At 43.4% G+C, this 21,446-nt stretch carries 17 protein-coding genes; 4 read left to right on the plus strand and 13 right to left on the minus strand.

Annotated features, from left to right (window positions below; translation table 11 throughout):
- Window positions 1-16: 16 nt before the first annotated feature.
- Genes METBU_RS0108500 through METBU_RS0108510 form a run of 3 tightly spaced genes read left to right on the plus strand, consistent with a single transcriptional unit; the run spans window position 17 to window position 2,829 of the window.
- Window positions 17-970: a glycosyltransferase family 2 protein gene (locus tag METBU_RS0108500; RefSeq protein ID WP_026130111.1), complete on the plus strand. Its 954-nt coding sequence runs from the start codon at window positions 17-19 to the stop codon at window positions 968-970.
- A gap of 6 nt (window positions 971-976) precedes the next feature.
- Window positions 977-1,915: a sulfotransferase family protein gene (locus METBU_RS0108505; RefSeq protein WP_017840212.1), complete on the plus strand. Its 939-nt coding sequence runs from the start codon at window positions 977-979 to the stop codon at window positions 1,913-1,915.
- Complete coding sequence (locus tag METBU_RS0108510; RefSeq protein ID WP_017840213.1) at window positions 1,912-2,829, plus strand: glycosyltransferase family 2 protein; 918 nt, start codon at window positions 1,912-1,914, stop codon at window positions 2,827-2,829. Before METBU_RS0108505 ends, METBU_RS0108510 begins: the two co-directional genes overlap by 4 nt.
- 251 nt (window positions 2,830-3,080) lie before the next feature.
- Here the strand turns inward: METBU_RS0108510 and METBU_RS0108515 are convergent, their stop codons facing one another.
- On the minus strand, window positions 3,081-4,226 hold the full coding sequence (locus METBU_RS0108515) for a glycosyltransferase family 4 protein (RefSeq protein ID WP_017840214.1): 1,146 nt from the start codon (window positions 4,224-4,226) through the stop codon (window positions 3,081-3,083).
- Window positions 4,223-5,203: a hypothetical protein gene (locus METBU_RS23735; RefSeq protein WP_138767114.1), complete on the minus strand. Its 981-nt coding sequence runs from the start codon at window positions 5,201-5,203 to the stop codon at window positions 4,223-4,225. Before METBU_RS23735 ends, METBU_RS0108515 begins: the two co-directional genes overlap by 4 nt.
- A gap of 417 nt (window positions 5,204-5,620) precedes the next feature.
- Between METBU_RS23735 and METBU_RS0108525 the strand changes: the two genes are divergently transcribed.
- The gene (locus tag METBU_RS0108525) at window positions 5,621-6,880 is read left to right on the plus strand and encodes a putative O-glycosylation ligase, exosortase A system-associated (protein ID WP_017840216.1); all 1,260 of its coding nucleotides are present in this window, start codon (window positions 5,621-5,623) and stop codon (window positions 6,878-6,880) included.
- A gap of 65 nt (window positions 6,881-6,945) precedes the next feature.
- Here METBU_RS0108525 and METBU_RS0108530 read toward each other — a convergent pair whose 3' ends face one another.
- The 11 genes from METBU_RS0108530 to METBU_RS0108580 all read right to left on the minus strand — a co-directional run bounded on the left by METBU_RS0108530 (window position 6,946) and on the right by METBU_RS0108580 (window position 21,075).
- Window positions 6,946-8,991: a sulfatase-like hydrolase/transferase gene (locus METBU_RS0108530; protein ID WP_235726396.1), complete on the minus strand. Its 2,046-nt coding sequence runs from the start codon at window positions 8,989-8,991 to the stop codon at window positions 6,946-6,948.
- Window positions 8,992-9,453: 462 nt separating this feature from the next.
- Window positions 9,454-11,058 carry a glycosyltransferase family 39 protein gene (locus METBU_RS0108535; RefSeq protein ID WP_017840218.1) on the minus strand — a complete coding sequence of 535 codons (1,605 nt, stop codon included), beginning with the start codon at window positions 11,056-11,058 and terminating at the stop codon, window positions 9,454-9,456.
- Window positions 11,059-11,241: 183 nt separating this feature from the next.
- Window positions 11,242-12,360 (minus strand): dTDP-4-amino-4,6-dideoxygalactose transaminase, encoded by a 1,119-nt coding sequence (gene rffA / locus METBU_RS0108540; RefSeq protein WP_017840219.1) that lies wholly within the window; start codon window positions 12,358-12,360, stop codon window positions 11,242-11,244.
- Window positions 12,361-12,422: 62 nt separating this feature from the next.
- On the minus strand, window positions 12,423-13,394 hold the full coding sequence (locus METBU_RS0108545; protein ID WP_175421667.1) for a lysylphosphatidylglycerol synthase transmembrane domain-containing protein: 972 nt from the start codon (window positions 13,392-13,394) through the stop codon (window positions 12,423-12,425).
- 59 nt (window positions 13,395-13,453) lie between these two features.
- Window positions 13,454-14,344 (minus strand): NAD-dependent epimerase/dehydratase family protein, encoded by an 891-nt coding sequence (locus METBU_RS0108550; protein WP_017840221.1) that lies wholly within the window; start codon window positions 14,342-14,344, stop codon window positions 13,454-13,456.
- The gene (locus METBU_RS0108555) at window positions 14,341-15,456 is read right to left on the minus strand and encodes an ATP-grasp domain-containing protein (protein ID WP_017840222.1); all 1,116 of its coding nucleotides are present in this window, start codon (window positions 15,454-15,456) and stop codon (window positions 14,341-14,343) included. The genes METBU_RS0108550 and METBU_RS0108555 overlap by 4 nt, the downstream gene beginning before the upstream one ends.
- Window positions 15,457-16,209 (minus strand): GNAT family N-acetyltransferase, encoded by a 753-nt coding sequence (locus tag METBU_RS0108560; protein WP_017840223.1) that lies wholly within the window; start codon window positions 16,207-16,209, stop codon window positions 15,457-15,459.
- Window positions 16,209-17,171 carry a glycosyltransferase family 2 protein gene (locus METBU_RS0108565; RefSeq protein WP_040575571.1) on the minus strand — a complete coding sequence of 321 codons (963 nt, stop codon included), beginning with the start codon at window positions 17,169-17,171 and terminating at the stop codon, window positions 16,209-16,211. Before METBU_RS0108565 ends, METBU_RS0108560 begins: the two co-directional genes overlap by 1 nt.
- A gap of 2 nt (window positions 17,172-17,173) precedes the next feature.
- A complete protein-coding gene (rfbA, locus tag METBU_RS0108570) occupies window positions 17,174-18,052 on the minus strand; it encodes a glucose-1-phosphate thymidylyltransferase RfbA (RefSeq protein WP_017840225.1) in 879 nt (292 codons plus the stop codon).
- A 674-nt stretch (window positions 18,053-18,726) separates the two neighbouring features.
- Entirely contained in the window at window positions 18,727-20,277 is a 1,551-nt protein-coding gene (locus METBU_RS0108575) for an ATP-binding protein (protein WP_017840226.1), read from the minus strand.
- Between the two features lie 195 nt (window positions 20,278-20,472).
- Window positions 20,473-21,075 carry a Uma2 family endonuclease gene (locus METBU_RS0108580; protein ID WP_017840227.1) on the minus strand — a complete coding sequence of 201 codons (603 nt, stop codon included), beginning with the start codon at window positions 21,073-21,075 and terminating at the stop codon, window positions 20,473-20,475.
- Between the last annotated feature and the right edge of the window lie 371 nt (window positions 21,076-21,446).

Consider the following 21,446-nt stretch of genomic DNA (forward strand, 5'->3'; position numbering starts at 1 on the left):
AATTAATCAATATAAAATGCCTAATGAACTTGAAAAATCGATAGAGGTTATCATTTGTACTCATAATAGATTTCAGTTACTTCAACGAACTATTGATTTCATTAACAACACGAAAAAACCGAATAATTTCAGCGTTTCACTATTTGTTGTTGCAAACGCTTGCACGGATAACACACATCAGTTTTTAGAACTCTACAAGCACAAGAACGACCCTAATAGCTTTCCTCTAAGGTGGGTTGAAGTGCCGAAACCGGGAAAATCCAATGCTTTAAATCATGCGCTTCCGCTTCTAAAAAGCAACATCATAGCCATGATCGACGATGACCATCGCGTCGATGACAATTATTTTTTGGCTATTGAAACGGCTTTACAAAATCACCCTGACGCCGATTTTTTTTGCGGAAAAATTCTCCCTGACTGGGACGGCTCAGAACCTGAGTGGGTCCATGACCAAGGGAAATACCGTATTTATCCGCTACCGGTACCTCGTTTTGATTTAGGCGAGCAAAGCATTTTAGTAACCCGTGATATAGCGGTACCAGGCGGCGGCAATTTGGTGATAAAAAAACCGTTATTTGCACAGGTTGGCAATTTTTCGAACGAATTCGGACCAATTGGTCATAATTTGGGCGGAGCCGAAGATATCGAGTGGGTCTTACGCGCATTTCAAACGGGAGCGCGACTCGTCTACTTGCCCGATCTGATTCAATATCATTACGTCGACACGGCAAGACTTACCTTACTCTATCTGGTAAAAAAAGCGTATGAGCGAAGTGCTTCCACAGTCCGCTTGGATGAAAAGGCACAAAATTTTACGGGCCTTTTTCCGCTTTATTTAATTAGAAAAATCATGACTTATCTTGGGCATGCTCTCTTCAATGTGAACCGCGCCAAACGTCGCTTTTTTTTAGTGCGCTTCGCGGCCGCATTGGGTGAAATTAAAGGTTTTCTTATGGCAAAAAAGAGATAACGCATCATGCCGACTTCAAAAATATTTAAACTGCTCGATCCGTTAATTATAAAAAAAAACTTACACGTTCTAAGTTATAAAGCACTGGAAAATATTTATTATTTAATTCAGCCGGACCTTCCCGACCCTATATTTCTAGTCGGCTGCTCTAGAGCGGGAACGACCGTTACTTTCGAAACAATACGAGCATCTAAAGATTTGCTTTCGTTTCCGTACGAAATCCCTCAATTCTGGCATAGTCTGCATGGCCCTTGGAACCAAAACTGGTCTTCGGAAGCCGCCTTTGAGCACGACGCGCATCCGGGGCATCGGCAGAAAGCATGCGCCTATTTCTATTCTCGATTAGGTAAAGGACAGGTCGTCGATAAAAGCTGCATCAATGTTATGCGCATTGCTTATTTACATCGATTGTTTCCGAACGCTTATTTCATTTATATTCAACGCGATGGACGGGACAACATCAGTTCTTTGATGGAAGGTTGGAAACAGCGCGGCCGGTTCAATCTACAACAGTATCTAGGCAAATTACCGGAAACGGTCAGCATCAATGACGGTGAATTTGATGATTGGTGCTTTTTCCTTCCTCCCGGGTGGCGCGATTATAACCATGCGCCACTCGAAGAAGCATGTGCCTATCAATGGATTACTGCTAATAAGATGGCTTTGGAAGCCATGCCCCTCATTGCTGACGATAAATGGATTCATTTGCGATATGAAGATATTTTCGAAGCACCCGTTGAAATGTTTCAATCGGTGTTCGATCGGCTGCAGATTCCTTTTACCGACGATTTAAAAAATCATTGTGCAACGTTAAATAAACGTCCAACCAGTATCGTCAACGGGCCGCCGAAAAAAGAAAAATGGAAAAGTCAAAATCCGGAAGCGATAGAAAAAATTTTACCAAATATTGAATCATTGATGATTCAACTAGGCTATCCATTATGAACGAAGGCAATACACCGGATGCGGATGATTTGATCAGTGTCGTCATACCCGCATTCAATGCGGAAGCCTTTATCCACAAGGCGATCGATAGCGTATTGACGCAATATTACAGTCATTTCGAGTTGATTGTTGTCAATGACGGCAGTACCGACAATACCGAAAAAATCATTCAAAATTATAGCGATACAAGAATCAGACTGATTTCTCAAAGAAACGGCGGGTTGAGCCATGCTAGAAATACCGGCATTCAATCTTCGCAAGGCAACTATATCGCCTTCCTGGATGCCGACGATTATTGGCTCCCGGAAAAGCTATCGCAACAAATTGATTTTTTACAAAAGAATCCCGACATTGGCTTTTGTTCGACCAACACGCGTGTTGAAACGCCCGACGGCCAATTTCTCAATGATTGGCAATGCCCCGTGATTGAATACTCGACGCTGCATACATTATTCAAGCAAAATGCCTCGGTAGCGGGTAGCGGTTCGAGCGTGATGGTGAGAAAGGAATTGCAAATAAAAGCGGGGGGATTCGACGAAACGTTGAAAAGTCTGGAAGATATCGATATGTGGATGCGCTATGCGGCGCTATCCGAATATCGCTGTATTCCCGACACGTTAACGGTGATTACGAAGCGCCCGGATAGTATGAGCAGAAATTTGACGACCATGCGCGAAAACGCGATCAAAGTCATGAAAAAAAATAGAGGGTTGCTGGATAAAAAGTCGCAAGGAAGCTTATGGCGTTCAAGCTTTGCCGGTATGTTATGCGATTTTGCCAAATGGGAAGCGCGTTGTGGCTTAAAAGTACAAGCGATTTTACATTTAATAATCGCATTTTTTTATGCTCCACTGACCAAAGGGCGTCTAAGCCTCGGTTTAATGGTAGGGGTACTAACAGATTCAATTAATTGAACTGAATTACTCAAGAGGATTCATTTACCAACGCAAAAATAGCCGTAAGAAAAGATGAGAGGATCAGTGCCATAGAACTGATCGCTAAGACTACTAGCACTCAGTCATTTTTACAATGTCGGGTAAAAACCGTTTAGCTCAGTGTAAATCCGCTCACCCTTCGACAGGCTCAGGACGAACGGATTACTTTTATCCGTCAAGATAAGATTGACTGAGCACTAGTAGTAGCCACTTATTTTAGTGTTAATTGACTACAAAACTTGTTTAGACGTCAACCGCGCCACATACTCCCATGAGTAATATTGTCTAGCTCTTTCCTTTGCATTAATCGCCAATTGCCCGGTAAGATTTGCATCACTCAAGAGCTCTTGCAATGCTTGTTTAATAGTCTCGATCGACTCTCCCTCTACTCTTAGCCCGGTAACACGGTCGATAATCGCCGAACCGGTCCCACCCGCATTGCCGCAGATAGCCGGCTTGCCGCAGGCTGCGGCCTCCAAAAACACCATGCCGAAACCCTCCGTATCGCCTTGGATTTCACGGTTAGGCATCACAAATACATCACAGGCGTTGTACCATCTCGGTAAATCGTCCATTTCCACATGTCCCAACAAATGTACGCGATCTAAAACGTTGTTGTTTTTTGCCAAGTCAATAAGATAGTCTCTATCCTCGCCGATACCTATCAAGGCATATTGAACATCGAGTCCCGCATCGAGTAAAAAAGGTAGTGCTTTAATTACATGATCGAATCCCTTTCGACGACTCAAACGGCCAACCGACAAAATCAGTTTTTGCCCTTTGTTTAAATTAATTGTTTTATGTAAGTCGTCAAACGGCAGTCCAGGCCTAAATCTTTCTATATCGACCCCGGGCGATATCGGTTTGATGATTGCTTCATCAACGCCTAATTTAAGTAATTCGTTTTTTGTAAAATCGCTATTGGCAATGACTTTATCGGCATGCTTGTAAGCAAAACGCATCACTTTAAATTTAGCGGGTTGTCGCCAAGTCGTGATTTCTTCGCCATGTGCATAAATGACAACAGGCCTACGAAATAATTTGCCTATTAACCAGGCAACAAGCCCTTCCGGCAGAACTCTGCCCGCATGAATGGCGTCGACTTTATTGAATAAACAAATATGCACCGCTTTAAAAAATAATTTCGCATACATACCCAAGGACTCGGGCTTTAACCACCAAACTCGTTGTAAATTCACTCGATGGACGGTATTAGGATGATTGGCATCGTATTCGCGACTTCCCTGTACGTCGGCAGTCAAAATATGAATATTTTTACCGCCAAGGCGTCGATAGACTTCGTCAAACCAAACAGCCGATCCGCCCTTGGTCGGTAAAAACAATTCCGTTATAATCAATAAATTTTTTGTTTTCATATTATTTTTCTAAATAGTCTCAATCCGCAAACGGGTAGAGCAAGGCCACTAATGATAAGCCATTTTTTGATACTGGAATCTGCCCAGATTCGCTCTAGAAACATGATAAATCTAGTACAGATTCGATCGTCGACATTGGACTTTCTGGACGGTCCGGTATAAATTTCGGCCAATTCGAATGTCGATAAAAATTTAATGTTTGGATATTTCTCGATTGCAAGTCGAATACACGATTCAAGTTGCTGCAAAGCATTTTCGCTTTGCTCCGGCGATTGCGTAAAGTTGTTTCGATGAATCTCCAGCAAAGTGGGTTGCGCCAGTTGGCTTTTCAACCCTAATGCCTGTATAGCCTGCTCCGATGTATGTCCCAAGCAAGGTTCGAAATAGTCGTTTCTGACGATATAAATCAATTCTGTTTCGGACTTTTGTCCGTTGAATAGCCTCTTTCCACTCGCTACAGGCTTGCCTCGTTCGTCTCTAGCATTAAACTTGATACCCGGCGTCACTAAATATTTCAACCCGTTATGCAGCCACTCTTTTTCGACTTGAGTATCCCAGATAAATGTCGGCGGTACGACTACTTTAGGTGGTATGCCAAAAGTTTCAAGAAATTCTTTAACTTCTTTATCGACAGCCTGCTTGATCTGCGTTGTACTTATTGGCTTTGACGGTAAGCGGGTCACATCGATCCACCGGCTTTGCAGTGCCGAGGGTAAGCCTTCGGATTCAGGAAACTCGGATGATGACAACCAGTCTCTGACGTTCTCACTGGAATAAGCATCAACCAAATTGCCCGGCCAATAATGCTCCATACCATGAAGCTGAAGATCGAATACCCCTCGATTGAGACCGCTCAGCATTTGGTCTTTGATTTCAGAAAAGCAGGGTTCTTTCAGAAAGCGCGCATAATAGCTTTGATAATTTGAGTCTATTATCTTTTTTGCGTCGGGTATTGCGAGTACAACACCCAGGGTCATGACTGGGTGCCTACCTGTATGGTCAATGTATTTGCCAAGTAGATTTTCTATTTTTTTTAAAAAATCAGAATGCTTGGTATCTGCCGGCCCCCAATCGTCGCTTTCAAAAATTAATATGGGATGCTTTAATACGGGCTCTTCCCAAGCAGCACGAACCTTTGAACTGTATCGCATTAACAATAAAAAGGTCCATGCGAAGACCCAACCAAACACCAAACTAACTACAATTATATTCATGAATACCTTAAGTTATGCTGGACGCGCTATTCAGAAAAATTAATACTACCTTACCTATCCTTAAACTTCAGTAAAAGATGAAAAAGGCTGATTAATCAAACTAAAATTTGTCTTTTAAAACACATCTAGTTTAAGATTTCTAACACCGGACCGGACCCATCAGTCAATTGAATCAATACCATGCGTGACATCGTTGTACTTATTTTCCTGATTTGTTGTATTCTTGCCGCGATCAAAAAACCGTGGTGGGGAGTTTTGTCACTAGCTATATTCAGCTATTTAAATCCTCACGCTTATGCCTGGGGGTTTGTCCGATCTTTGCCGGTTTATTACGTTCTATTTTTGGTCGTGGCATTTCGTACTTTTACGACTAAAGACCGGCAATCGGTACCAAGCGACTGGCGTGTTATTTTTTTCGTTTTACTTTGGTTATATTTCGGTTTCACGAGCACACAAGCTTATGCGCCTTTCGTCTGGCAAGAATACTGGAATATTACAAAAATTTACCTTCCTTTTATTTTCACTCTCATTTTAATCAACACGCGAGAAAAACTTTATTATTTAATTATTACCATTGGTCTTTCAATCGGCGTCGTTGCTGTTAAAGGCGGTATTTGGGCAATACTAACCGGCTTCGGAAATCGAGTTTACGGACCACCCAACACACAATTTTTTGACAATAACCAATTTGCAGTTGCGATGTTGATGATTATTCCATTTCTTTTGCTTTGGAGGAATGAATCATCACATCATCTGATAAAGAAAGGAGTACTTTTTTCGATCCCTATTATTTATCTAGCTTCCCTATCTTCCTGGTCACGCGGTGCTTTACTTACGATGACGGCTCTAACTCTGATGTTGGTATGGAATAGCAAACATAAGCTACTTAGCATTCCATTGGTTGTAATTGGTGTTTTTGCAATCATTCCTTATCTACCTGAAGAATGGTTTGGCCGTATGCATACCATTGAGACATATGAACAAGACGGTTCCGCGATGGGACGTATCGAAGTTTGGATCGATGGATGGAATCATACTTTAAAACATCCTTTTACCGGCGGCGGCTTTGGAACATGGTGGTTTATTACAAAGCGCGATTTTCATAGCTCTTATGTTCGAATGTTTGCAGAACACGGTTTCGTTGCGTTTGGAATTTGGCTTTCAATGATTCTCGGAACAGTATGGAACTTGACATTTTTACCCAAAAAAATGAAAAAATACGATGGCATGGAATGGGTAGGGAATTATTGTTTTGCGCTCAGAACATCGCTAATTTGCTACATGATAGGAACCGCTTTTTTAGGACTATGCTATTGGGATTTACTTTATCACTTGATATTTATTTCGGTTTTAGTAAAGAAATTTGCGCTAGAAGAAATTGCTAATCGCGATAGTGTAAAATCACATCAAAGAAAACTTTATTCATATACACCATCCTAAATAGATTGGGATAGATTCCGCGCGGATTAAACTAACAATCATAATTTAATTCTAAACATCATAATTCAATGTTTATGTATGAATGATTGCGCACTCGGAAATTTCGTCCGCTGCCGGTATTCAAACTCATGCCATTTTAAATTTTCCCATTCGCGAATGATATTGGTCATGCGCTCTTTTTGTTGCGGATCTTCCAGCCAATCTTGATAGGGCTTCCATTGCTGTAGACCGCTCATGAATGCTTGTTCAGACCGAAAATCGAATACAACCCGGTCTCCGCCGTATTGAACATGCCCGATCAGTGCCGGCAATTTTAAGTTGCCGACTAATTGAAAGACAGTTTTCTCTTGGTCAAGCCATTGGTTCGGCAATCCGAATGCCGAGCGAATCGCCATTTCCGCGACATCGATCTGCCCTATCGCTTCTTGTACTTCTATATTGGGATCGTTGAATACGAGCGGTATATGCGTTTGCGCGTCGTTGATCGCATGACCGTGTCCGAGAAACCCGTCTTCGAATAACGATTCGCCGTGATCGCCTAGTATGACCAATATGGTTTGGTCGTAGAGATTTTTGCTTTTAAGCATCTCGACCACCTGCCCGACCGCCCAGTCGGCATTGGCTATCGCATTCCAATAAGTTGCCGTAACCCATTCGCGGTTTTCGGCGCGAATTTGCGAACGCGGAATGAATTGATCGATCAGAATTTTTTGCATCGTCGGATGAGAATACGGAAAGTGTCCAGCTTGAAAGTTCAGATAGATAAATTGCGGTTGTTCAAAATTTAGTTCGGCAAAACGCTTTTGAAACTGTGCAACGACTCGCTCTTCGCTGAGTCTTAAACTGCCTGGATCTTTGCTCGGAAATACGCGATCTTCTATCGCAGTTTGAGCGTCGAAATAATAATTGCCCGTTGCGTTCATGCCGGTAAAGGTAGCTACATCTCCGAACGATTCGTCTTGACCGGAAATAATTGAGATGCCGTAGCCGGCTTTTTTCAAATAATCGAGCAGTTTGAAGCGATGATCGTGGTAAATCAGTTCGCGGTTGAATATCGCCATCAACGAAGTCGTCGTATAACCGGTATGACTGAAGGCGTAGTCTACCGAGGTGCCTGTTCGGGCGATTTCGCGCATCACCGGCGCAACGTAGCGGCCATTGAGCTGTTTGTTAAGTAGGTCGAATCGCGCGGTTTCCAAGACGATCAGGATAATGTTTTTGCCCGGACGAGGCTCGATGCTGTGTAATGGATCGGGCGTTAACGGTATCAATTGCGCGTCACCCATGATGCCGTCTTCGTCGATTTGATTGCCCGGAATATCGATTGCGCCGGGATAAATGCTCTTGTCAAATGGTGCCGGGTCTTTCGGATAGCCGAACAGTCCGTAGCCATCGCGGTCGAAATCGGTCAGCAGATCGAGTCCGCCCGTGATCAAGTTGTAGGAAGTTTTTTTAGAGAGACCGTATCGCCAATAGTCGCTGTCCGACACCGCATAGGTTAAAAATGGAGTAATCAAGGTCATGATCGTCAAAGTCCATTTGAAACAATGCGACTGCGAAAGCGCGTTATGATAGTCGCGGACGTATTGATGATTCTTTAAAAACCGGGCGATTAAGATGAACAATACAACCAACCCGGCCATCGTGCCGGCAAACAAGACGATTTCGTTCGCCGCATATAGCAAACCGTCACGCAGACTTCCGCCCCCCAAATTGGCGATGATTTGATAATTGATCGTATCGTTGAAATAGGACAGGACTTTGAATTTAAGCCCCAACCACATCCCCATGCCCAGCAATATTATCACGGTGAAGCTATAGTAAATCAGAATTCCGGATTTATTGAGCCGGTCGGCGATATAAAACCAAGCAACACCAATTAAACCGAACAGAACGAAGTCGTACCATAACGACAAAAGGATAAAACCGAGTCTTTCGAACAGTGTGAGATAAGCATAAGGCTGTAAAAAACCGCCGCCGATAAAGATATCGTATTTGACTTGTAGTAAGGCCAATTCGAACAGTTGTATGATCGCAACGACAGTAATGACCGAAACCAAACGCCGATGACGCCAGACATGCTTTTCTAGTGATAAGGGGAATCTAGGCACGCAATAAATTTAGGATGAATTTTATGATTTTCAATTATTTATCGATTAATTATTTATTATTAAAACTCAAGTCATAATTGCAAATCGTACTTTCCTTACCTGTATCTCGATCACCCGCGCAGAAAAGCAATACAGGGCTTATTTGTAAGATAGCGCTAATGATAACCGGTTTCTTTTTCATGTATTCATCTTATCTTCAACTTGTAAAGAGAACCCCATTGCATTAAAAAAATTGGTGACTTAGCCTCCCCCTTTGAAAAAATGGGATCGAGGGGATTTATATAAAATTCTCATCTATCACTTCTTTTTCCAAGAGGGGAATGAATACTTACAGATTGAAGTCGTGATCATTTAGTTGCATACTTCACAAAAAAATTCTTGGGGGGTTTTAAAAATAGAATTTTTGTGGGGAGTATAAATATTTACTATACATAAATAATCATAGACTAAAACTACTGCCATTTAAATTGTAAAATTGCAATCCTTTGGAATAGCATAAATATAGGCAGGTTTCGGTCTATATAAGAGTTCTGTTTCTTTTAATACATAGCTAGATAACATATTCACACCGGAAAAATAAAATAATTTCCTAACCCAAAAAATAAACTTTTCGCCCATACCAAAACCAGTTGGTTCAAGCCGTCCTGTATAACGCCAACATGTTGGAACTTTTTCAGGCGTCAAGTCTGGATTTTTTCCCCATGTAATCGTCTGCATATCTAAAATTGCGTAAGCCGAAACATCGGATTGATTATCTTGTGCATCGACCCATTTATTTTGAGTTAATTGATCTAAACTTCTTATGACAATCTCTTTTTTTCCATCATGGGAGAAGTCATCTATTGAGCGGGCAACCATAAAATTATTTTGGGACCCATAAACAGGAATACCATCTACAGTTCGTGAAAATTCGGCAGCAGCATAACTATTAGAAACAAAAACCCTTATTGACTGCTGAACGAGAGCCGACAAAATAACGCTCCCAAAAAAATATAACGAGATCAATAAAAATTGATTAAAAATTTTAATTTTTGCCAAATAATAGCCTGATATTAAGGACATAGGTGCTACAAACAAAAGCATGTAGTTTGGCTGTTTAAAAATCCACATGAAGGGATTAAAAGAAATCACTGTAAATGTAAGAACTAAAATATATCCTATAATCCAGGATAACAATAAAATAACTTCTCTACTGAACAGCCTTTTATCGACCCACAATTTATAAACTCCTAGAACTGTCAACGGGCCCAGTAGCCAGGTATGATTAACCCTTATAAATAAATAATCAAAATAGTAACTAAGATCAGTAATCTTAGAAGGGTCATTTAAAATATTGTCGACCGATTTACCCGGCCTAACATGAACATGCAGTGGATTACCAGTAACTTTCCACATAAGCATCATATTCAGAAAAACCAATAATGAAGCACCTAATATAATCCATATCCAATTAATAGTGAATCGCCTATAGGCAACGGCATACAATAAAAATATAGGCAAGGCCAGAATAGGAACTACTGATTTTATCCAATACGCAAAGCCTAGCGCGGCCCCACAGTAGAAATATTGTTTTTTCGAATTACTTTGTTCCGCATAATAGAAAAGAAAAAAAGCCAACGTTATAAAAAAGGCTAAAGGCGAATCAGCCATCATTCTACCGGCGTAATGTACATGTAGAGGAAGCGCCGCCAACAAAAAAGCCGACATTACCGCAACTTTTTCTCCAAAAACGCGCTTACCAAATATATAAACTAAAACAATTTCGCCTAACGAACATAGTAATGACCACAAATTAGCTGACCACTCGGACACTCCAAATAAAGCCATGGACATGGCGACTGGAATATTAACGCCATACCTAATTGCGCCAATATAATTGGAAACCGGCCAATCCCCATTTAATATCCCAAAGGCTGCATCATTGTATACAACCTCATCAGACCCCATGAAACCGGTATAAAAAACACACCTTAAGATCAGCGCAAACATTAATATTGAGGTAAGCATTGCAATATTTTTTACTATGGCTGAACGACAATTCAATGAAACCCCATGCAAACTATTCATTTAATTCCATATAACTCAATAATTATTAATTTATACTCTCATGATTAAGCGGAACTTTCAGTAACCTAGTAAAGAGTACAATGTATATAATGCCGACATGACCAAAGGGCAATAATGGATTGCTGAAAACAAAGTTATAAGCAGAATTCAAAAATCACATATCTTTTCCAAAACCCTAACAATTTAGGTGCAAATACTCTTAATGACATTATCCAATTGCGGCTCCACGCCTATCCATAACGGCAAACGCAACAATCGATCCGACAGTTCGCTGGTATTATGCATATCGCCAACCGCTCGCCCATATCGTAAACCGGCCGGCGAACTGTGCAGCGGCACGTAATGAAATACCGCATAGATTTCTTGCTCTTTTAATCGGGCGATTGTCTCGGTGCGTTGCTCCAAGGATTCGAGAAGAACATAGTACATGTGGGCATTATGACGGCATTCTGCCGGGATTATCGGGCGGCGCAAATTGCCTGACGCCTCCATTGGGGCAAGCGCTTCGTGATATCGATCCCAAATCGCCAAACGTTTTCGCGTAATTTCTTCCGCCTCTTCCATTTGCGCCCATAAAAAGGCCGCGATGACCTCGCCCGGCAAATAGGATGAGCCGGCATCGACCCAAGTGTATTTGTCGACTTGGCCTCGAAAGAATTGACTGCGGTTCGTGCCTTTTTCGCGAATGATCTCGGCGCGCTCGACGAAACGCGTATCATTAACCAACAGCGCGCCACCTTCGCCGGAAATGATGTTCTTGGTCTCATGAAACGAGTAAGCGCCCAAATGCCCGATCGTACCGAGCGGTCTTCCCTTGTAGGTCGACATGATACCTTGCGCGGCATCCTCGATGACTAATAAATCATGCCGTTCGGCAATCTCCATAATCGCGTCCATTTCGCAACCGACACCGGCATAATGCACAGGAACGATCGCTTTGGTGCGCGGCGTAATGGCCGCTTCTATTAGCGTTTCGTCGATATTCAGCGTGTCCGGACGAATATCGACAAATATCGGCACCGCGCCGCGTAAAACGAAGGCATTAGCAGTCGAGACGAAAGTATAGGACGGCATGATCACTTCGTCGCCAGGCTGAATGTCGGCCAGAATCGCCGCCATTTCCAATGCAGCAGTGCAAGAATGAGTCAACAACGCTTTCCGAGTGCCGGTTTTCTGCTCCAACCAAGCATGGCATTTTTTGGTGAAACTGCCGTCGCCGGATAGATGCCCCATCGTATGCGCTTGAGCGATATACCAAAGCTCGCGGCCGGTCATGTAAGGTTTGTTGAAGGGGGTTTTCATAAGAATTTTATATTTCTCATAAATCTAGGATGATGTTAAAAGTAAAACCAACGATTAGTTAACTACCTAACTTTTTTTGCACTTATTTTTTTACCGCCAACCAAATATTGAAGACCACCTAAGACTCCAACGGCTGCTCTATTGACAAACACTGTCAAAGCCAAAAGTGCGGCATCGGCGGCAGAAATACCAAATTGCGCTAACACAAACACCAAAGCGCCTTCTCGAACACCTAGCCCTCCCGGAGAAATCGGTAAAACAGTCGCTAAATAAACAATGGGCATAGCCACTAACAGCATCGAAGTACTCAACTTGATTTCCAGTGCCTGCGCAATACTGTAAGTGACAGCTATATCAAACAATTGAAAAATAACCGAAAGGATTAATGCAGATAGTAAATGAGTTACTCTTACAGTTTTAAGTGGCGCTAGTCCTTTAGAAGCTTTTAAAACCCAAGTTATAAAACGATTATCAGCACAGCGCCCTTGAAATTGTTGACTAATCGAAAACCGTCTCAACAAAAACGGTAACGCAATAATGCCGCACAATCCCGATAGCGCCAATGTTGGAACAATTCCCACACCCAATCCGCGTGTCGTAATCGGAAAAAAAGAAATACCAACACTCAATAGAAATAATAATGCCAATACGCCCAGGACACGCTCCAGTAATACTGTAGCGGCCACCAGTGATATACTAGCGTCGATTGCTCGATGACATAACCAAATCCTTGTGGCATCGCCACCGATTACACCAGGCATTGCCAAACTGTAAAAAGTACCCGTTAAATAAGCTCGGTACGCAGAAACAACACTATAAAGTTTTTGTGCAGCCCGCAGTAAAATAACCCATCGGAATGCGGCGAAACATATGCCTAGTAATGAAAGTCCAAACGCCGACAATAACCAACGGATATCGGCTTGTCTTAAAACCTTTATAGAACGTTCCCAGTCGACCAAATACACCACGTAAATTAAAGCAGTAATCGCTATGCTAAACTTGAGAATTAATGTTACTTGTCGGCGTTCAATCAAAAGAAGCACCCTATTGCACGCTTAGTTTTAATTTTTGAATAATCCATAAATCAATCTACCTAACACAAATCTTGAATTGCCGAAAGCAGCGACCATTGTTGTTTCCATCCCAACTCAGACTCAGCACGCGAACAATCCATATAAAATTCACGATCACTCTCTTGATGGGTTCGATCAAAAAACAAATTACCCTCATTACCGAAGACAAGATTAATAGTTTCAGCAACTTCACGATTTGTAATTGCCCGTCCCCCTCCGATATTAAAAATCCCGTTAACTTCATTATTATCAATGGAGGCTTCTATAGCTAAAACTACGTCTTTAATATAAACCGTATCACGTGCGCCTCGTCCCTCACCCCATAAAGGCAGTGCTTGTTTAGAACGTGCCAAAGACATAAACTTCATCAGCATTTTGCCGGATTGCAATTGATCGTTACCCAATATCTGCGCTATACGCAAAGAGATTGTTCGCATAGCGCCTTGTTTAGCATATAACATCGCCATCTGTTCGCATGCGATTTTACTGGCACCATAAAAATTTAAAGCAACAGGAAAATCGGACTCCCGAAAAGGAACAGAATTGACAGATGAATACACTGATATCGATGAAGCTTGACAAAATCGTTGGATACCCAATTCATTTGCAACACGTAATATATTTTCAGTCGTCTTTACATTCGCTTCAAAATAAGGCTGAAAACCCAAAGCATCTGCTTCAGCATTGGGCCGCGTCGCCGCTAAATGCACAATCGCATCGACTTGTTTAAAGCAAAGTTTGAGATCATCCTGGCTGTAATTTGTTATTTGTTGACTAACACTTCCGGGGCCCGAATATTCCTTGTCAAAAGGTTTCCGTGCTAATGCAAACACATCATCGCCACGTTCAACAAAGCGTCGAATACATGCGTCGCCCAGCATTCCTGAAGCACCTGTCACCGCTATTTTCATGGTAATCCTCTTTTTATGTAATAGCCTACTTTTTCCATTTGACCATTGATTGCCGGTACGCGCTGACCTTCCTGAAAATAATATTCTTTATATAAAACATCAGAAGGTAAATGATGATTATTCTTTAAGAATTCAGTGTTTGGGGCTTGGTATAAAAACACCAAACTTGAAACAGAAAATTCTTCATAGCCTACAAATGGTTTGATTGGCTTCCCTGTCAATAAACGAAATGATGCGTCAAGTAAATCGTAACCGGTTACTTCTTTGATGAGGCGCCACATATGACAGCCGTCTAGCCGGGGCGTAATTTCGACGATTCTAGGCCCCTGGGAAGTAAGGATAATTTGAAAGTAAACCGGTCCGTTCTTTATATCCAAGGCATGGATACACTGTTTTACTAAGTTTTTGGTTTCCTTTATAAGGATATTTGTTGCTTTTTGCGTCGGCAAGATATGTGCTTGCGGTATCCCCCCGGGATAACCTGAAAGTACCCACCTATCCGAAACCTCGCTAAGAACGACCTGACCATCGACAACAAAAGCATTGACCGAAACTTCTGGCCCTTCGAGTACTTCTTCTAAAATTGCAATACCAGTTCGAGAAGCGTTCAAAGCAGAATCCAGATTATTCGTTATATCTTCGTACGATTCGACCCGTGAAATGCCGCGTTGACCTTGGCTATCGGTCGGTTTAAGCATAGCAGGATAAAAATCCCATCCTTGGATATCGGTAGCGTCTTTTATTACTCGATAGTTAACAGGACTTATATTGTTTTTTGACAAAAAACCTCTGAGCTCTGTCTTACTCTGAAGTAACTTTGCGGTACCCGGTCTAACAAAACTTGGCAAACCCAAACGGTCCGAAATCTCTGCTACAGATGGCATCGCTAAATCCGATCCGACTGAATAAACGAGATCTATACCCTCTTTATTTACAAGCTGTTGAATACTATTAACATCCGTAATGTTAATTAATTCAAAATGATCAATTAAGTCCAAACCCGGACCTTCCTTGCGATAACTACACCCTATAACCCACCATCCATGTTTTTTAAGATATTGAATCGCATCAACTTGTGCCGAACCGATTCCCAGTATTAATGCTTTTTTCACTTATTTTTTCTCTTTGTTGGCGACATACGTCCAGTTAAAAGTTAAATCCGTGTCCAATACTGAATAACCTAGCTTTATAAGTAGGTTCTGATAAGTCCAATTATTGAGCGAAGTTGCAACAATGACGGAATCAAAACCCTTGTCTTTACACCATTGTAGTCGGTGATAATGAAGCGCGGAGGCTAGTCCTTGCTTTCTCTCTTTCGGATCAACCGCCAACAACCCGCCGATAAAACTTCCATTCTCCCCTTTGTTGCCGCTTGCGAATGCAATAAGTTTGCCAGATTTTTCAACGACACTGAAATAGTTATCGCTCGATATATTCGTCAATGAATTCAAAGCCCAATCCACATAAACATTATCGCACTCATTTTCGTCCAGAGCAGGATTGTGGTGATAGTGTCCTTTATATCCGGCATAGGCGCTTCTGACCAACGGCTCGAGCTCATCGTCTTCAGCGCCAGCTCGAATTTGGATGTTTTCGCTTAACGGGATAATAGGAAAGTTCGGCTTTAGACTAACCTCATGATAAATAAATCGTATTCGCCCTTCCATCAAATGAAATCCAATCTTTTCCAAAGCATGAATAATTTTCATCTCCGTACTGGAACATCTTACAATCAGGCAATCTAGACTATGATGCTTGATGAATTTCTCGATTTCAGAAACTTGTTCGACTTCAGTTAAATCAAATGCTCGGCCTATTTTCAATCCAAATCGATTAGAATCGATTTCAGAAATAGCTAAATTCATCAGTTGTTCTTGGGTTGATGAGTTCTTGAGGTTGTTTCGGAACGTATCGTATAAGGCGGTTTTCCCATCGTCCGAAAGTGGAGCCTTGCCAGATATTCGCCGATCACGCCGATCGTAAATAGCTGCATGCCGGCAAACATTGCAATTTCGGCTGCAATAAAAGTAAAACCTGGAACACTGACCTCATGAACAAAACGCAGTATCAAGACATACAAAAAGATGCCAACCCCCACTAATGCCGAAAACAAGCCTAAACTGCTAGCAAATCTCAACGGTGCAGTCGAGTAACCGGTTACCATGCTTAATGTCAGCGACAGCAATTTACGCATTGTATATCCGGAACGTCCATGTTGACGGGGCTGATGGGCTACCTTGATTGCGGCGATTCGGTTAGCCGTCCACGACAGCAAGACATCGATAGAAACCTGGGCGTCCGCAAATTGTGTAAACCCCTTTCTCAAGTCGCTTCTGAATGCTCGAAATGCGCTACTTTTCGACCCCATGTCAGCACCAAGCGCTAAGCGCAAAGATCCCTTGACGATTTTCGAGGATAAATTCCGCCACAACGAATGTTTTCTCTTTTGTGGCTTCCCATAGGCGACATCATGGCCTTCGACCAATGCATCAAGTAATTTTGGAATATCCTCCGGAGGGTTTTGTAAATCATCGTCGATGGTAACGATGAAATCGTATTGAGCTCGCATGATACCCGCCAATAATGCGTTGTGTTGCCCGTAATTACGCATCAGGCTCAGGCCTAATACCGCCGTATCCTGTTCAGCCAGCTTTTCTATAACCTGCCAACTATTATCCTTGCTACAGTCATTCACTAGGATAACTTCGAATGCCTCGGTTGTAGGACTAAGCACTTCTCTCAGTCTAGCGATTAATTCCGGCAGTGTTTGTTCGCTATTATAGACAGGGACAACAACCGATACCGATGTATATTTTGAATTGCTCATCATTAAAGCCCGCTTTTGACTAATTCTTGCAAATATTGTCCATAACTATTTTTCGATAAAACGGCCGCCTGTTTCAGCAATTCCTCATCGCTCAACCAGCCGTTGCGCCAGGCGACCTCCTCGAGACAAGCGACTTTGTAGCCTTGGCGTTTTTCAATCGTTTCGACGAATTGCGCGGCTTCCAGCAAACTTTCGTAAGTTCCGGTATCGAGCCAGGCGAAGCCGCGTCGCAGCAGTTGGACATTGAGTAGCCCACGCTCCAAATATATTTGATTGACGCTGGTGATTTCCAGTTCGCCGCGATGCGAGCGTTCCACCGATTTGGCGATGTCGATGACCTGGTTATCGTAGAAATATAGCCCGGTAACGGCAAAGTTGGATTTCGGTTTTTTGGGTTTTTCTTCTATCGATAGCGCTCTAAGGTTTTTATCGAATTCGACGACGCCAAAGCGTTCCGGGTCTTTGACTTGATAACCGAATACCGTGGCGCCTTCTTCGCGGGCCGCCGCATTTCTTAAATAGGGTGTAAATCCTTGTCCGTAAAATATGTTATCGCCAAGCACCAAGCAAACCGGATCGTTGCCGATAAACGATTCGCCGATTAGAAAGGCTTGCGCTAAACCGTCCGGTTTGGGTTGCACGGCATAGGTAATAGAAACGCCGAATTGGCTGCCGTCTTTAAGCAAGCGTTGGAAGGGTACCTGATCTTCTGGCGTTGTGATGACCAGTATATTTCGTATACCGGCCAGCATTAGCACCGACAACGGATAATAGATCATCGGCTTGTCGTATATCGGCAAGAGTTGCTTGGAAACGCCCATCGTGATCGGGTACAGGCGTGTGCCGCTGCCGCCTGCGAGTATGATGCCTTTTCTGCTCAATGTGCCGCCTCTTTCGATTTTGTGTTTCTATGATAGCTCAAGTTTGCATGCTCGCTTGGAAAATTGAATACAATCCGGTTTCAGTTGTATTTGACATGTCCGATGGTAACTATTCAGTCCTCCGGCAATTATCGTTCCCACGCGCTGCGCTCATCGTTATACATAAGTCAAAAATTACCCTTTTGCAACCTTAACCAATGAGACCTCGATACCATTTATTGTTACTTAACACTTTCGGCCTCGAGATCGCGATCAGGGGATCGCTCCCACAGAGCGTCCGCCGCTCTCTGTGGGAGCGGCGCCTTCATCGCGACTATCGAAGCCAGTAATGCTCAAACACCAATAGCCTTTCCGGACAACACAACCATTTAGCGCTCGATCGCTACTTTTTGCACAATTAGGTATATTTATACTTATGCTCTGGAGCGTGGGAACGATAAGGGGGATGTGAATAATTACGTCCGATGAGTGCCGGTGGTTTTAAGTTGCCTGCTAATTGAAAGACCGTTTTTTCTTGGTCGAGCCATGCGTTGTTTCACTAGTTCTCATCGTTGTTCATAACTCGAAGATTCCGCCTTGCCATTTTAGCTAATGTGACTTCGATAGTCATTTATTGTCACCTAACGCTCTCGGCTTCGAAATCGCGATCTGGGGATCGCTCCCACAAGTGGAAATCAGCTTGTCGCTTGTTCGACTTCAAAGCCTACCACCGTACGGCTGTCTTTGCTGAATTCTACGCCGATCAGGTGGATCGCTTGATTTAAGCTTCGGTATTTGTCGGCATAGCGTTTGTCTTTCAACTGCTGTATGGCTTTTCCTTCCGGGACTAATTCGACCACTTTGAATTCGAATAGATAAATCTGATTGTTGAAGCGGACTGTCATGTCGATGCGGCCTTGGTGGGTAACGTCTTCCAAGATGATGTCTAAGCCTAATGCAGCGATGTGACTGTAGAATACGCTGGCGTAGTAGCCTTCGTATTGTGCTATCGGGTTGTTGCGGTACCAGTCGTTCGGGATGCTGGCATAGAGGCTTTCGAAATGGGTTTTTAGGCCGTCGAAGTCGTTTGCATGCAGCAGATCGTAAAGCCGGCTTTCCAGTTCGCTGGCGCGCCCCGGATTGCCGATCAGCACTTTGATTAGTGCATCATTTAGCGCGCTTTTCACTTCCAGATTCGGATAGCCGAGCGTGTATTCTATACGTGCGCCGATGGTTCGACTGCCGGTAAAAGTCAAGTAGCCGGTTTGCCAGAGTAAGGCTTCGGTGGCGATGTTTTCGACGTCGAATGCGGACAGTAAGGCGATATCGCCTCGTATATGCTCTAGGGTCGGCAGATAAAAGCCACGCTCGGTCAATACGTCAATCAAGAACGTCGGTGTGCCGGTTTCGAACCAGTACGGTTTGAATTCTCGGGTGCTGAATAGCAGTAATAGATCGAACGGGTTGTACACCGCTTCGCCGAGCCAGTTGTAGCCGTTGTACCAGTCTTGCATTTGCCTTCGATCCAGCCCTTCGAGTTCCGGCGCAAACACTTGATCGAGATCGTTTTCGGTGTAACCGCACAAGGCCGAATAACGCTTGTCGACGGTGATGTCTTGTAGGTTGTTCAATCCGGAAAATAAACTCACTTTGCTGAACTTCGAGACACCGGTCAGAAAGGCAAAGCGAATATGGGCGTCTTGCCCTTTGATAACCGAATACAGGTTGCGTAAGCCATCGCGCATTTCGCGGGCTATTTCCGGTTTGGTCAGGTTGTCCAGAATCGGCTTGTCATATTCATCGATCAGAATGACGACACGTTGCCCGGTTTCGGCATGCGTTTGTTCGATCAATTCGGCAAAACGGCCCGCGATGCTTTTCGCTTGCGGTGTGCATTGCAACGACTTTTCGTGTTCGGCCAATATTTCCCGAATCCGTTCGTCCAACGCTTCGCGGCTTTGTAATACGCCTTCGGCAAAGCTGATGCGAATCACCGGACACTGTTTCGACCAGTCCCAGCGGTCATGGCAGTACAGTCCCTGAAACAGCGCTTCGTTGCCGGCGAACAGTTCGCCGATCGTGTCTAGCAACAAGGATTTTCCGAAGCGGCGCGGGCGGGATAGGAAATAATGCGTGCCTTCGTCGATTAACTGCAATATAAAGCGCGTTTTATCGACATAGTAATAGTCGTCTTCGCGGATTTTCTCGAAGGTTTGTATGCCGATGGGGAGTTTTTTTCGGGTCATGTGCTTGATTTCGGATTTTAAATGTGTTTTGGCAGAAGCCGTAGGTCGGGTTAGCGCATTAGGCTTCGATACCGTTTAGTGTTACCTGGCCTTTCGGGCCTCGAAATCGCGACGTAGGCGTCGCTCCCACATACAAACGGCGAATTACAAACCAGCCTCTCCCTTTGTAAAATGCGGATTGAGGGGGGGGGTAGTTTAATTTTCATTCTGCATCGGGCTGGCTTGTTGCTGTAGATAATTCAGCACATCTTCGTTTTCGACTCGTTCGTAAATCATTTCGACCGGTATACGGCAATCGATTGTTTCTAAGTGTAATTCATCGCCCATGAAATAATGTTCCGATTGCCAATGGTTTTTTCGTCGGCATATTTCCACGTCGACAAAGTCTTGTTCGGTCACGATGTATTCTTGCAGACTTTCCAAGCTTTGATAGGCCTGTCTTTTTAGCGTTTGATCGATTTTTCGCGTGGCTTTGGATAAGACTTCGACGATGAGTATCGGTGCATCGGTGACGCCGTAGTCGTTGCCCTGATGATTGCATACAACCAGCACGTCGGGATAATAAAAATCTTCGGCGACTTGTACTTTCATATCCGATGCGAACGGTTCGCAGGGAGTTTTTCTTAATTTAGCATGGAGAGCGCTGAGTATATTGGCGACGATACGATTATGATTGGTGCTCGCGCCGGCCATCGCATAGACTTGACCGTCGATGTATTCGTGTTTGATTTCGCTCTGCAGTTCGCCTTCCAGATAATCGTGTATCGATACTGAGTCGATCTTGTATTTCAGGTTCATCTTCGTTGTACCTCTTTTTACGAAAGTATTCAGACCCCGTTGGCAAATTACCGCAATCCAGGCGTATTGTTGGCATCCCCCTTTGAAAAAGGGCGATTGAGGGGGGGGGTATTTAAAAAATCTCCCCTAGCCCCTCGACAATTGCTCCTGCATTGCCCTACCTCCTGCATCCTTGCAGTCGTCTTTTTCAAAGAGGGGGCTGAATACTTATCTTTTTCCTGATTAGCAAGTTTCTTCAGCTAAAGCCCAAAAACCAGCATATCCCTAGCAGGACGGGGTTTGCAACCCCGTCCTAAACGTTTTGACTTTGGCCGAAGTCAGCCGAAATGTTTAGGGCAAACCGAAACGTTGGGGACGGGTTAAATAACCCG

Origin of the sequence: Methylotuvimicrobium buryatense 5G (genome assembly GCF_000341735.1) — a bacterium.
In the GTDB taxonomy this organism is placed as follows: Bacteria; Pseudomonadota; Gammaproteobacteria; order Methylococcales; family Methylomonadaceae; genus Methylotuvimicrobium; species Methylotuvimicrobium buryatense.

What these genes read in the sequence shown, in the direction of transcription:
- METBU_RS0108500 (WP_026130111.1), top strand. Translation starts at nt 17, where the DNA reads ATGCCTAATGAACTTGAAAAATCGATAGAGGTTATCATTTGTACTCAT.
- METBU_RS0108505 (WP_017840212.1), top strand. Translation starts at nt 977, where the DNA reads ATGCCGACTTCAAAAATATTTAAACTGCTCGATCCGTTAATTATAAAA.
- METBU_RS0108510 (WP_017840213.1), top strand. Translation starts at nt 1,912, where the DNA reads ATGAACGAAGGCAATACACCGGATGCGGATGATTTGATCAGTGTCGTC.
- METBU_RS0108515 (WP_017840214.1), bottom strand. Translation starts at nt 4,226, where the DNA reads ATGAAAACAAAAAATTTATTGATTATAACGGAATTGTTTTTACCGACC.
- METBU_RS23735 (WP_138767114.1), bottom strand. Translation starts at nt 5,203, where the DNA reads ATGACCCTGGGTGTTGTACTCGCAATACCCGACGCAAAAAAGATAATA.
- METBU_RS0108525 (WP_017840216.1), top strand. Translation starts at nt 5,621, where the DNA reads ATGCGTGACATCGTTGTACTTATTTTCCTGATTTGTTGTATTCTTGCC.
- METBU_RS0108535 (WP_017840218.1), bottom strand. Translation starts at nt 11,058, where the DNA reads ATGAATAGTTTGCATGGGGTTTCATTGAATTGTCGTTCAGCCATAGTA.
- rffA (WP_017840219.1), bottom strand. Translation starts at nt 12,360, where the DNA reads ATGAAAACCCCCTTCAACAAACCTTACATGACCGGCCGCGAGCTTTGG.
- METBU_RS0108550 (WP_017840221.1), bottom strand. Translation starts at nt 14,344, where the DNA reads ATGAAAATAGCGGTGACAGGTGCTTCAGGAATGCTGGGCGACGCATGT.
- METBU_RS0108560 (WP_017840223.1), bottom strand. Translation starts at nt 16,209, where the DNA reads ATGAATTTAGCTATTTCTGAAATCGATTCTAATCGATTTGGATTGAAA.
- METBU_RS0108565 (WP_040575571.1), bottom strand. Translation starts at nt 17,171, where the DNA reads ATGAGCAATTCAAAATATACATCGGTATCGGTTGTTGTCCCTGTCTAT.
- METBU_RS0108575 (WP_017840226.1), bottom strand. Translation starts at nt 20,277, where the DNA reads ATGACCCGAAAAAAACTCCCCATCGGCATACAAACCTTCGAGAAAATC.
- METBU_RS0108580 (WP_017840227.1), bottom strand. Translation starts at nt 21,075, where the DNA reads ATGAACCTGAAATACAAGATCGACTCAGTATCGATACACGATTATCTG.